Genomic DNA, 13,402 nt, shown 5'->3' with positions numbered 1-13,402 from the left:
GAGGATGTATTGTGAATCATATGGATCATAGTCAAAAGCTGCACCGGCTGGCCGGGCTGGATATCTCCGCCGCCGGTCCAAGATGCAAAATGCTGCTCGGCGATCTGGACGGGGACGGCCGGGCCGAACTGCTGCTGGTGCAGCCGGATAACCGCCAGGATGTCCGTTATATTCCGCATCAGGTGCAGTGCCTGACGGCTTACAATCTGGACGGCCGTCTGCTGTGGCAGACGGGAACGCCGGACCCGGGCGCAGGCAGCCAAGGCTCCGATTATCCGGCGCAGATTGCCGATATCGATGGTGACGGCGCTCTGGAGGTGCTGTGTGTGATGAAGGACCAGCTGTATATTCTGGAGGGGGCAACGGGCAAGGTCAAAGCGGTTCATCCGCTGCCGGCGAAGGAGGCCCATGACTGCATCATTATTGCCAACCTGTCAGGCGGGGACTATCCTTCCGACATCATTCTCAAAGACCGCTACCATCAGCTGTGGGCGCTGGACCGGAACTTCCGGCTGCTCTGGACCCATCAGGGCAATGTGGGGCATTATCCCTGGGTGTACGATCTGGACGGAGACGGGCGCGATGAAGTTATGGCCGGATATGATCTGCTGAGCGCGGAGGGCAAGCTGCTATGGAGCTGCAAGGATCTGGAGGATCACGCGGATTGCCTGTGGGTCGGCGATGTGAACGGGGACGGGGTGCCGGAGCTGGTCATCGGCGGCAGTGTGACGGTGATGTACGGCCGTGATGGACGCGAGCTGTGGCGGTACGAAGGCTCTGTCGAGTCGCAGCATCTGGCGCTCGGGCGGTTCCGCCCGGACCTGCCCGGCCTGCAGATTGCGGGCCTTGACCGCCTGGTCCGCGAGGACGACGGCAAGGGCCTGCGGGGCAGGGATGCCATGTTCCTGCTGGACGCATCCGGCTGCGAGCTGTGGAAGGAAGAGCGCACCACTGACGGATGGCTTACCATTGTCGAAGCCGTCAGCCGGTTCTGGCCGGAGGCACCGGACTATATTCTGGCGTACCGCCGGGGGGAAGCCGTGCTTCCTGCGCTCTATGACGGCTATATGAATATCGTTGCCGAGTTCTCCGAGCAGGGCTACGCCGTTCACGGGGATCTGCTGGGCAGCGGAACGGAGCAGGTCATTATTTATACGGATGAGCTGGCCGCCGTCTATGCCGGTGAAGCATTCCCGCTGCAAGCGGTCCACCCCGGGCAGCAGCTGCCCCAGCCCAAACGGCTGTACAGCTCCACCCTGTACCCCGGCGGTGAGGTGGCGCTGTGATGGGGACTGGGGACGAGAAGGCGGTGTTGAGTACCGAGGAAGGGCATGCCGTGAAGGGTGCTGCATTGAGAGCGGAGTCGGTGAATACTGATGCCGTGCAGGATAGTGCATTGAGAGCGGATTCTGTGAAGAGTACCGTGAAAAGTAGCCCGCCGGGCAGCAGAGGTGAGGTTGCGCAGGCTAGCGTTCCTGCCTATTTTCATCCGCGACACTCTATCGTCCGTACAGCCGGAGACGATACGGAAGCGATGCTTGCCGTTATAGCGAACCGCTATATAGGTGCGAATCCGCCGCAGCCTCCGGTCTACCGCGTGCACCTTACGAACAGCTTTCCGCGGCTGGCGGATTGCCGGTACCGGCTGAACCTGAAGGAGCGGCTGCCTGAACTGAAGGAAGGGGAATTTGTCTATGCCTGGGGGAAGCTGTGGAGCGATGCAGACAGCGAAATACCGCTCGCTCTCAGCTGCTTCGGTCCGGTGACGGTATATGTCAATGGCGTTGCCGTGTTCGCGTCCAATCTGAACGATGATGTGTTCCCGGACCGCAAGGCGTTCTTTCGTACCGGACTGAAGGCAGGCTGGAATCACTTCCTGCTGGAATGCACCGCCGTCGGCACCGGCTGCGGCGGGATTTTTGGCACCGGGAGCGTGAAGGGCGCGCCGCTGCATTTTCTGGCCCCGGCCGCGGAGCGCAGCGGCTGCGAGGGCTGGATCTACAGCGCGCCGCAGCAGAGCAGATGGACGCTGCAGCCGGAGGGCGGCGGCGCTCCAGCGGGAGAGGCTGCGGCGCGCCGCGCGGAGCCTTCGCAGCGCGTCCGCTGCGGCGAAGCTGCGGAGGCCGCCGAAGCTGCGCTGGCGGCCCGTTGTGTCTGGTATCCGGCGGCCGGATGGCCGGATGACGCGGCGCCGCGCGGGAACCTCGCGCGCGTGCTCGGCGCGGAGCCCGGCGCGAAGGCGCTGGCCTGGAGCAGGCTGGCGGTGAGCGCGCCGGGCGGAATGGACGTCCGGCTGTCCCTCCGCAGCCGGGATGTAGCGGCACTCAAGGTCTACGTGGATGGCAGGCTAGCCGCCATCCAGCCCGAAGAGAGTGCCGGCCTTGAGTGTATGCTGCCGCTAAGCTTCGGCAGCCATGACCTGCTGGTCGAGGCCGTGTGCGGCGGCCCCGGTTGGGGCTTCCGCCTGGAAGCGGCGGAAGCAGTTCCCCGTGTCCAGGCGGGGGACACGGAAGATAGCTCTTGTGCCGCTTTAAGCTCCATCGGCACATTGAAGCTGGTGAGTCCTTACCCGGTGGAAGGGCAGACCGGGCCATGGCTGTACCTGGGTCCGTTTCTGCAATCGGCGGCACCGCAGCCTATGGAGGCAGCTTCTATGAATGCTCCCTTCGGCGAAGGGGCGGAGGAATGCTTTTGGAGAGTGGACCGTCCTGGCGGCGCAGTCAGGCCCTATCTGGAGAGTGCGCTGTACGGCCGCTGGAATTATCCGCTCGGGGTAACCCTGTATGGTCTGCTGCGAACAGGTCAGGCTCTGGGCGATCCTCATTATTCCGCTTATGCCAGAGGACATATTGAGCAGTGTACCCGGCTTCATGCTTATTCGCTCTGGGACCGCAGCCGCTATGGTGCTCCGGGGATCAACCAGCAGCTGGCGCTCATGGACTCACTGGATGACTGCGGCTCCTTCGGTGCGACGATGCTCGCTGCCCATGCCGAACAGCCGCTGCACGGAGCGCCTGATACAGCGGCGTATATCGCCCGGTATATTACTGAGGAGCAGTCCCGCGATAAGGAAGGGGCGCTCTACCGTACACGGGGCACTACTGACTTCATGCAGGGAACAATGTGGTGCGATGATCTGTATATGAGCACTCCGTTCCTGAGCAGGTATTATCTGCTGACGGGTGATTCCGCTTATCTGGATGATGCAGTGTCGCAATTTCTCCATTACCGCAATCGGCTGTTCCAGCCGGAGCTTGGCATTATGCATCATGTGTATGACTACAAATTCAGCAAGCCGAACGGTGTAGCCTGGGGGAGAGGCAACGGATGGGTGCTGTTCTCGCTGACTGAGCTGCTGGAGGTACTGCCGGAGCAGCATCCGCAGCGGGAAGAACTGCTAGAGTATTACCGGCAGCTGTGCGAAGGGTATTTACGGCTGCAGGACGCCGCAGGATTATGGCATCAGGTGCTGACTGATCCCGATTCTTATGCGGAGGCATCCTGTTCTTCGATGTTTGTGTATGCTTTTGCGCGCGGCGTGCGTAGAGGCTGGCTGACTGAGCCGTATCCTTATACGGATGCAGCGTTACGCGGCTGGACGGCGCTGGCCGAATACTGCATCGATTATCAGGGGAATGTCTACGGCGTCTGCCGGGGCTCGGGCTATTCCTTCAACAAACTATATTACAAAGAACAGCTCACCTGGCAGCTCAACGATACTCACGGAATCGGTATAGTGCTGCTGGCCGGTATTGAAGCGCTTGAGCTCACACGGGAGCTGGAGGCACAGCAGTATAAATTATAATGTAGTGAAGGCGGCTTAGAAAAGTAATTTTGATTTTACTGGGAGCGAACGTACCGGGGAAGTAGGCCATGTGTAGGTTGGTAGCCAGAATGAAAGGGATAAATCCCTCTGAAAAAGCTGGAAATGGGCGATGGGCCGAAATCAAAGGGATAAATCCCATTGATTTAGCTGAAAGTGGGCGGTGAGCGAAAATGAGAGGGATAAATCCCATTGATGCGGATAAAAGTGGATGATGAGCTAAAATAAAAGGGATAAATCCCTCTTAGCCGTCAGAATGAGGAGCACAAGTGCACCTGAATTTTCCAAAAGCCGGCCTGAAGCGTAAATGAGGAGCACAAGTGCACCTAAATCCGCCACAATCACACAAAACCCCGCAGGAGGAAAATTTTTCCTGCGGGTTTTTTGCGCGTAGTGCCCTACGGGTATGTAGCACAGGCAGGCTGTGCGGTTAATCCTTATCGATGAGCTCAAGCTTTTCAAGGATCTTAAGGGTGGTAACGGCGGATAATTGCACAGCTAGTTGAATGCTGGCCTGGCTGTTTCCACTCTGCTCCAAGGCAGCTTGGTGCTCGGATAACACTTCTTCCGTTACCTGCTGGATCAGACTTTTAACAATCTCATTGTTCATAATAGGCTCCTCCTTCCGAATGTAAATCCTCTCATTCTATATTTCGGCCTGACCCAGGATTTTACTTAGGGAGCAGGGAATGTTATCCGGCAATCTGGAGGAAATCCATATATAACACAGACTTGGAGCGGAATCTGTAGTAAACTGGAAGGAATGTATTGTACGCCTGCAATTATTCTACAGAAAAGAATGTGATCAATGTATGCAGCTTCAAGCTCCTGAGCCGGCCAAGAAATGGCTGGAAAAATATCTGTCCGGGGACAGCATGGATTACCGGCAAATTATCGCCTTGTTTCTGCCTATTCTCATTGACCAGGCCTTCATTATCGGACTGAATCTGGTCAACACTGCGATGATCAGCTCGTCAGGGATGGCGGCGGTCAGCGCGGTGAATATGGTGGATTCCCTGAATATTTTTCTGATCAATGTATTTGTGGCGATTGCGACCGGGGGGACGGTGGTGGTTGCACAGTACAAAGGAAGCAGGAACGACCGCATGGTCTCCCAGGCTACAGCCGGCTCGGTAACCTCCGTCTCGCTGCTTGCTGTGGGTATCGGTCTGCTGCTGATGTCCTTCCATACGCCCATTCTGAATCTGCTGTTCGGGACGGCCTCTGCCGATGTGCTGGACAATGCCCGGGTCTATATGATCGGCAGCAGTATTTCGTATCTGGGGATTGCCGTGGTTCAGGCCGTATGCGGTGCACTGCGGGGCGTGGGCCGGACGCGGGCTTCGCTGATGCTGTCGCTGATTATGAATGTGCTGTACGTTATCCTCAACGTCGTCTTTATTAACCTGCTGGACATGGGTGTGCTGGGCATGACACTTGCGGTCAATATTGCGCGTTATGTGGGGATGGCCTGTGCCCTGATCTATCTGTTCAAGTTCGATTCGGTGCTGCGTGTGCAGTTTCGCGACCTGTTCCATGTTCCGCTTACGATGCTGCGCAAAATCATGTTCATCGGCGTACCGTTCGCCGCAGAGCAGATGTTCTTCAACGGCGGCAAGCTGCTGACGCAGATCTTCATTGTCAGTCTGGGCACGTATGCCATCGCCACGAATGCGATTGCCGGATCACTGGCGATGGTCTTTCAGATTCCGGCCAGTGCGCTGTCGCTGACGATTGTGACCGTGGTCGGCCAGTGTATCGGACGGGGGGATGTGGCGGATGCCCGTAAGTTCATTAAGTCCTTCCTGTGGATCGGTTCTGCCTCTTACGCCCTGGTGGCTTTGATCCTGATGCCGCTGTTCCACCCGCTGGTGTCTATTTTCTCCCCGCCTGCGGAGATTATCGACGATCTGTTCGTGGTGCTGCTGGTCAATGCAATTGCCCAGATTCCGCTCTGGGCCTTCAGCTTCATTCTGCCGTCCGCGCTGCGGGCAGCGGGTGATTCCCGCTTCACCTCAATTGCTTCAATGCTGACCATGTGGCTGTTCCGGGTGGTGTTCGGCTACATTCTCGGGATTGTACTGGGCTACGGGGTGCTGGGGGTATGGCTGGCGATGAACTGCGAGTGGGCGGTCCGCGGAGCAGTATTCCTGTGGCGCTTCCGGGGCAAGAAGTGGTATGCGCACAAGCTGATCTAGCATAGGATGAGACAACAACACCCAAAGAGCGGGTTATCGGTGAGATAACCTCATCTTTCTCGCTGGAACGGATACCGTCCTTTTGAAGGGCGGTATCCGTTTCTACTTTACAGGATAAAGAAATCCATTTAACAGACGAGTGGAATAGTTTTACTTTTATAGACTACTGTGATAGTATAGAATCAATTCAGACTACTGTAGTAGTATGAGGGGGAGGAGGCATGTGATTATTAAACTTTACGATTCTGAACTCAAGGTAATGGATGTGTTATGGAAAGAAGGAGTGCTAACCGCCAAGCAGCTTGCCGGTATCTTGAAAGAACAGGTAGGCTGGAACAAGAATACCACGTACACTGTGATCAAAAAATGTATTGAAAAAGGGGCCATTGAACGAATTGAACCTAATTTTCAGTGCAGGGCAGTCTTGGCTAGAGAACAGGTGCAGCAGCAGGAGACCGAGGAGCTTGTGAACAAAATATTTGACGGCTCGGTTGATTTGCTGTTTGCTGCTTTATTGAACAAGCGAAATTTATCGACTGAAGAAGTTCAAAGGCTAAAACGGCTTGTTAATGAGCTGGAATGAGGTAGGGGATATGGGGATCTATATCTATGATAAAAGCTTAACGGCAGCGGTTATGATCTTAGCAATTATCACAATACGGGCGCTTGCTTTGTACAAATTACCCAGGAGGACTTTTTCTATATTATGGGCAATTGTAATTATCCACCTGTTCGTGCCGTTCTCGGTGGCCTCGCCGTTCAACGTGTACGCAGGGGTTAACTGGCTGAAGCAGACGATGCTTGGTACAAAGGAAGTCATTGTGCCTGTATTGGCTAACAGCTTGGACAGGGACAACATTATGGTACTCAAGATGGCAACTGACACACCGCTTGCTTCTATTTCGATGTATATGATTCTATGGCTGGCAGGAATGTTTGTCTTTGCAGCGTATTTCTTTAGGACTTACCTGAAATGCCGCAGAGAATTTGCAATGTCCCTACCCGTGCCCAAGGAATGTTCTGCGCATTGGCTGAATCTATACCGTACCCGGCGGACAGTTGAAATCAGGCAAAGCGACAGAATCCGCTCTCCGCTGACCTATGGAGTATTGCGTCCTGTTATTCTGCTGCCCAAGGCAATGGACTGGACCGACGAAGCCCAAATGAGATACATCCTTGCACATGAATTCGTGCATATCCGGCGTTTTGATGCAGTGAGCAAGCTTGTACTGGTCCTCACCCTATCGGTCCACTGGTTCAACCCTCTGATTTGGGTAATGGTTGTGCTGGCTAATCGTGATATCGAACTGTCTTGTGACGAAGCGGTGATTAAGGGCTTAGGTGAACATACCAGATCCGCCTACGCGATGACGCTTATAGGGATGGAAGAGAACAGAGGCAGACTCACCTTTTTGTTCAACCACTTCAGTAAAAATGTGATGGAAGAAAGGATTGAATCAATCATGAGAATAAAAAAGACTACGGTAGCCGGGATCGGTTTGGCGCTGGCATTCATTATTGGTGTACCTGCTGTATTTGCCGCAGATGCTGCCGCAATTCCGAACCATGAAGCTGCGGGTGTAACGAATGAGAGTGCCATTACGTTATCTGCAACGGACGAGGATACGGGACTCATAAGCATCAGCGAGGATGGCGGTGTGACCTGGGTTCAGGAAAGTGAATATCAGAAGAATAATCCGGTGATCGTCTGGTGGACCGCTGAAGAGTATTCGAAATGGCTGGATCAGGAGAAAATAAATTTGCAGTCCATAGTTGGCGCCCCGGGCTGGTCTCAGGAGAGAGTCGACAGTGCGATCCTTAGGTATGAGCAGGAGCTGGAGCAGATCAAGGCGGGGGTGAAATATTCCCGAACGGTCGACGGAGATGATAACACCTCCTTTGTCTATACAGAAGGTCCAATCGGGATAAGCAGGATAAAAGATAGCAATGAGAACTAAACGTATCTTAATATAATCAATACGTTTGAATAACAGTGAAGGGCAGTGATTCTCAGCAACCGGAGAGTAGCTGCTCTTTTTTGATTCTAGTTGGTGGCTTACAAATGAAATCATCTATAAAAAGCACGGTACAACCTTTAATTTCAGATAAGACGCATTTGGGTTCGTATGCTACGATTTGGGTGGTGAAGGGGGAGGCTTCCATATTAACTGTAAGCGCTTAACTCATTGAAACCCAAATTCATACAGAGGAGTGCAATGCATGAAGAGAATAATCAAGCAAGTCTCTCTGGTGCTGCTGGCAGCCCTTCTGCTTCTTCCGGCAGGCGGGTATCTTCCGGCGGCGGAGGCAGCTGAGGCGCAGACCACGGTATATCACGAGACGTTCGCGAATGGGGCAGGTAAGACGAGCCAATCGGGGGGAGCCAGCCTGAGTGCGGTGAAGGAGGTTCCTTTTGCAGGGAATGCCGATGGTGCAGCGTTATACGTAAACAACCGGAAGGATAACTGGGATGGAGTTGATTTCAAATTCACCGATCTCGGTCTCCAGCATGGAAAAACGTACACCGTAACGGCTGTTGTCTACGTTGACGCAAAGGTGACGCTCCCAGAGGGAGCAGAGGCAGCGCTGCAGACAGTGAACAGCTACGGGAATTATGCAGCAACACCCTATGTGGCAGGGCAATCGGTCACACTGACGAAGACATTTACAGTGGACACGAGTGCCACGGACTCTACTAAGAGAGACCATTCCTTGCGCATCAACTCCAACGACAAGGGAGCCACAGTACCTTTCTACCTTGGCGATCTTCTGATCACGACAGATTCCGCTCCGGGCGGCGGGGAAGAGCCCGTGCGTGAACCGGCTTTGCCGTTCAGCAAGATTACTTTTGAAGATCAGGAATTGGGCGGGTTCACCGGCAGAGCCGGAACCGAGACGCTTACCGTAACGAATGAAGCGAATCATACCGAGGGCGGTTCATATTCCCTGAAGGTTGAGGGCAGAAGCAATACCTGGCACGGGCCTTCCCTGCGTGTGGAGAAGTACGTGGACAAGGGCAGCGAATATACCCTGTCTGCCTGGGTGAAGCTGATCGAACCGGCGAGTGCGCAGCTCCAGCTGTCCACGCAGGTGGGTAACGATACAGGAGCGAGCTATGTGGCGCTGTCTCCCAAGACGATTAGTACGGCTGACGGCTGGGTGAAATATGAGGGCAGCTACCGCTATAACAGCGTGGGCGGCGAACATCTGACCCTGTACATTGAGAGTTCCAATAATGCAACCGCTTCCTTTTATATCGATGATATTAATTTCGAGCATACCGGTACCGCTCCGGTGGATATTCAGAGAGATCTGACTCCGCTAAAAACAGCCTATCAAAATGACTTCCTGATCGGCAACGCGTTATCCGCCGAGGATCTGGAGGGTGTGCGGCTGGACCTGCTGAAAATGCATCACAATGCTGCTACCGCAGGCAATGCCATGAAGCCGGATGCGCTGCAGCCGACCAAGGGCAATTTCACTTTTACAGCGGCGGATGCGATGGTGAACAAGGTGCTTGCCGAAGGCATGAAGATGCACGGGCATGTCCTGGTCTGGCATCAGCAGTCTCCTGCATGGATGAATACGTCATCGGATGGAGCAGGCAAAAGCGTTCCCCTGGGGCGTGACGAAGCACTCGCTAACCTGAGAGCGCACATCAAGGGAGTTATGGAGCATTTCGGGGGCCGGGTCATCTCCTGGGATGTAGTCAACGAGGCAATGAATGATAACCCGTCCAATCCGAATAACTGGCAAGCGGCGCTGCGTAAGGCTCCGTGGTATGATGCTATCGGCCCGGACTATCTGGAGCAGGCGTTCCTGGCGGCCAGAGAAGTGCTGGACCAGCATCCGGAATGGGATATCAAGCTGTATTATAACGATTACAATGACGATAACCAGAACAAGGCCCAGGCCATCTACAGTATGGTTAAGGAACTGAATGAGAAGTACGCGCTGACCCATCCAGGCAAGCTGCTGATTGATGGTGTGGGAATGCAGGCGCACTACAATATCAATACCAATCCAGATAACGTCAAGCTGTCGCTGGAGAAGTTCATCTCCCTTGGCGTAGAGGTCAGCATTACCGAGCTGGATATTCAGGCCGGCAGCGGGAATAAGCAGACGGAGAAGGAACAGATTGCCCAAGGCTATCTGTATGCCAAATTAATGAATATTTACAAGGCCCATGCTGACCATATCGCGCGGGTAACCTTCTGGGGCATGGATGACCGCACAAGCTGGAGAGCGGAGTCAAGCCCGCTGCTGTTCGACAGGGACTTACAGGCGAAGCCAGCCTACTACGCGGTCATTGATCCGGCCAAATTCATGGCTGAGCATGAGCCGGATACAGCGGAAGCCAACGTGTCAGAGGCAGTCTACGGCACACCGGTTATTGACGGAACAGTGGATGGCATCTGGGCTTCTGCGCCTGAGATGGCTGTGAACCGTTATCAGATGGCCTGGCAGGGCGCAAGCGGAACCACGCGTACCCTGTGGGATGACCAGAATCTGTATGTGCTGGTCCAAGTGAATGACGCTCAATTGGACAAGAGCAATGTGAATGCATGGGAGCAGGACTCTGTGGAGATTTTCCTGGATGAGAATTTCGGCCGCACGACCTTCTATGAGAGCGATGACGGACAATACCGGGTCAATTATGACAATGAAGCCTCCTTCAGTCCGGTAGCTATTGGTGCAGGCTTTGAGTCGGCAACCAAGGTAACCGGAACTAACTATATGATTGAAATGAAGATTCCGTTCAAAAAAATCACGCCAGCCGGCGGTACCAAGATCGGCTTCGACACGCAGATCAACGATGCCAAGAGCGGCGTCCGGCAAAGTGTGGCCGCCTGGAATGACACCACCGGCAACGGCTATCAGGACACCTCCGTCTTCGGCGTGCTGACGCTTAAGGCCAAAGACGGCGCTGAACCGCCGACGAAGCCGACGCCAACCCCAACGCGGACACCGGAAGCCACGCCGGAACCAACAGCTACACCAGCACCAGTCTCTGGCGGCACCAGCTATAGCACCAGCACGCCTGCACCTAAGACTGCACAGTTAGACAGCAAGGAGGGTGTGGTGACGCTCAGACCTGTCGTGAAGACCGAAGGCACAGAGGCAAAGGCTGTAGTTACGGCTGAGCTATGGCAGCAAGCCCTGAAGCAGGCGGCCCCGGCAGCAGACGGACGGAAGCAGATCATCATCGATCTGGCGAACCTGGCCGGCGTGGCCTCCTATGAAGCCCAATTGCCGCTTCAAGGCCTGAAGACGGAGAAGTACCTGCTTGTTCTCCAGAACGGCCTTGCTACGCTGTCTATTCCAAGCGAGCAGCTCGCAGGGATTACAGCAACCACGGAATATGTTAGCCTCCGGGTCAAGCAATCCACAGCCGAAGGCCTGAGCGCCGCTGCTCTCCAGCAGACCGGCAGCCGTCCGGTGGTGGAGCTGAGCCTGCTCGCAGGCGGGCAGAAGGTAGCTTTGCCTGGCAGCAGCGAGATGACGGTCTCTATTCCTTACAAAGCGTCAGCGGAAGAGCAGAGTGAACCTGATTCCCTGCTGGTCCGTTCGCTCACCGGTAACGGTGCGCCCTCTGCGGTGGTGAACAGCCGTTACGATGCAGCGAAGGAAGCGCTGGTGTTCCGTACTGCGGAGTTCGGCACCTTTGCCTCAGCATACGCTCCGGTTGCGTTCACAGATCTCGGCAGCCTGTCATGGGCGAAGCAGGCAGCTGCTGCCATGACTGCGCGCGATATCCTTCCCGGCGGCAACAGCTTCATGCCTGCGGCTCCCATGAACAGAGCAGACTTCACAGCCTCGCTGGTGAAGGTGCTGGAGCTTAAGGCTGCTGCTGAAGCAGTTGCAGGCTTCAGCGATGTACAGAATAACGCGGCATACAGCAAGGAGCTTGCGGCCGCGAAGCAGCATGGTATCGTCACAGGCTATGCAGGCAATACCTTCAAGCCAGCGGGTGCAATCACCCGTCAGGAGATGATGGTGATTGCAGCGCGTGCCCTGAAGGCGGCCGGAATCACGGCTGAAGGCAGCGGATCAATGGCATCTTACACCGATGCCGGTCAAATCTCCGCCTATGCCAAGGACAGCGTATCTGCCCTGCTGAAATACGGCGTAGTGAACGGTAAGACGGGCAAGCTTGCCCCGGGGGACACCCTCTCCCGTGCGGAAGCTGCGGTGATTCTGTACCGGATCTGGAAGCTGTAGACCAAGTGAAGCACTGAAGCTATGGAAGAAAGTAAACGGCAACGGTGCTCCCATTACGGGTGCACCGTTGTTTGCGTTATGGACTAACAATTGTAGGGCCATTTAGCCCTTTTGGTTGATTGACGGATAAGGCGCGGATATGATAATTTGTGGATGAATTGTGAAGGAACCGTGAAGGAATGGAAGCCGGGGGGAGCAAATAGATGCTGCGGGTGATACTGGTCGATGACGAGCCGTCCATTCTGGAGGATCTCGAAATCATGCTTAGGAATTGCAATGAAGTTGAAGTTGTCGCCACTTACACAGATCCCGTCAAGGCGCTTGAGGATATGGAGCTGCACAGGGCAGGCGGTGCGTTTCTGGATATTGATCTGCCGGGAATGAACGGGATTGAGCTGGCCGAGCAATTGACCGCAAGGAATCCGGAGCTGCAGGTGGTTTTTGTAACTGCCTATAATCATTATGCTGCCCAGGCGTTCGAGGTGAATGCCATTGATTATCTCTTGAAGCCAATCCGTCCCGAGCGGCTGGAGCAGACGGTGAACAAGGTGCTGAAGCGGCTTGCGGCGAATCCTGCCCCCGCTCCTTCAAGCTGCCGGATTCGCTGCTTGGGCACCTTCGAGATATCGGTCGATAACCAGGTGCTGAAATGGAACCGCAACCGGGCGAGAGAGCTGTTTGCTTATTTTTTGCAGCATGAGGGGAAGTGGATCTCCAAATATAAGCTGTGCGATGATCTGTGGCCGGATTCTTCGCCCGAGCGGGCTCAGACGTATCTCCAGGTGTGTCTGCATGCGCTCCGCAAAAATCTGAAGGATGCCGGAAAATCACGGATTCTGCTCGCTTACAGCAACGGCAAATACGCCCTGACCGTCAATGATGTCGATTGGGATGTCAGAGCGTTTGATGAGGCATACCAGCGGTTCAGGGTGTCGAATTCCCTCGATGCGGCGAAGCAGGCCTTGAACTGCTACAGCGGTGAATATCTGGAGAGCGAGGATTGGCTCTGGTCTGCTCTGCGGCGGGAGGCTTACATCTGCCGGTATGATGAGTTAATGCTGGCTGTAGAGGATATTTCGTAATTATACCATTTTCACATGATCTGTCTGCCAATAGGCAGGCTTTTTTTGTTTTCAGGCACGAATGGTGTCGGAATTTG

8 protein-coding genes are annotated in these 13,402 nt (G+C 54.9%); 7 read left to right on the top strand and 1 reads right to left on the bottom strand.

Annotated features, from left to right (window positions below; translation table 11 throughout):
- The first annotated feature begins 20 nt into the window (after positions 1-20).
- Complete coding sequence (locus tag NSU18_RS11315; protein WP_341151026.1) at positions 21-1,286, top strand: FG-GAP-like repeat-containing protein; 1,266 nt, start codon at positions 21-23, stop codon at positions 1,284-1,286.
- A complete protein-coding gene (locus tag NSU18_RS11310) occupies positions 1,286-3,805 on the top strand; it encodes a glycoside hydrolase family 88/105 protein (protein ID WP_341149045.1) in 2,520 nt (839 codons plus the stop codon). Before NSU18_RS11315 ends, NSU18_RS11310 begins: the two co-directional genes overlap by 1 nt.
- Positions 3,806-4,253: 448 nt before the next feature.
- Here NSU18_RS11310 and NSU18_RS11305 read toward each other — a convergent pair whose 3' ends face one another.
- Complete coding sequence (locus NSU18_RS11305) at positions 4,254-4,433, bottom strand: hypothetical protein (RefSeq protein WP_341149044.1); 180 nt, start codon at positions 4,431-4,433, stop codon at positions 4,254-4,256.
- A 202-nt stretch (positions 4,434-4,635) separates the two neighbouring features.
- Here NSU18_RS11305 and NSU18_RS11300 point away from each other — a divergent pair, with 202 nt between their 5' ends.
- The 5 genes from NSU18_RS11300 (at position 4,636) to NSU18_RS11280 (ending at position 13,325) form a co-directional block, all read left to right on the top strand.
- The gene (locus tag NSU18_RS11300) at positions 4,636-6,021 is read left to right on the top strand and encodes an MATE family efflux transporter (RefSeq protein ID WP_341149043.1); all 1,386 of its coding nucleotides are present in this window, start codon (positions 4,636-4,638) and stop codon (positions 6,019-6,021) included.
- Between the two features lie 223 nt (positions 6,022-6,244).
- On the top strand, positions 6,245-6,604 hold the full coding sequence (locus tag NSU18_RS11295) for a BlaI/MecI/CopY family transcriptional regulator (RefSeq protein WP_341149042.1): 360 nt from the start codon (positions 6,245-6,247) through the stop codon (positions 6,602-6,604).
- Positions 6,591-7,979 (top strand): M56 family metallopeptidase, encoded by a 1,389-nt coding sequence (locus NSU18_RS11290; RefSeq protein ID WP_341149041.1) that lies wholly within the window; start codon positions 6,591-6,593, stop codon positions 7,977-7,979. Before NSU18_RS11295 ends, NSU18_RS11290 begins: the two co-directional genes overlap by 14 nt.
- Before the next feature lie 262 nt (positions 7,980-8,241).
- A complete protein-coding gene (locus NSU18_RS11285) occupies positions 8,242-12,243 on the top strand; it encodes an endo-1,4-beta-xylanase (protein WP_341149040.1) in 4,002 nt (1,333 codons plus the stop codon).
- Between the two features lie 203 nt (positions 12,244-12,446).
- Positions 12,447-13,325 carry a response regulator gene (locus NSU18_RS11280; protein WP_341149039.1) on the top strand — a complete coding sequence of 293 codons (879 nt, stop codon included), beginning with the start codon at positions 12,447-12,449 and terminating at the stop codon, positions 13,323-13,325.
- Positions 13,326-13,402: the final 77 nt, after the last annotated feature.

The sequence above is a fragment of the Paenibacillus sp. FSL H8-0048 genome (assembly GCF_038002825.1).
Lineage (GTDB): Bacteria > Bacillota > Bacilli > Paenibacillales > Paenibacillaceae > Paenibacillus_AQ.
This window is presented reverse-complemented; position numbering and strand designations above follow the sequence as displayed.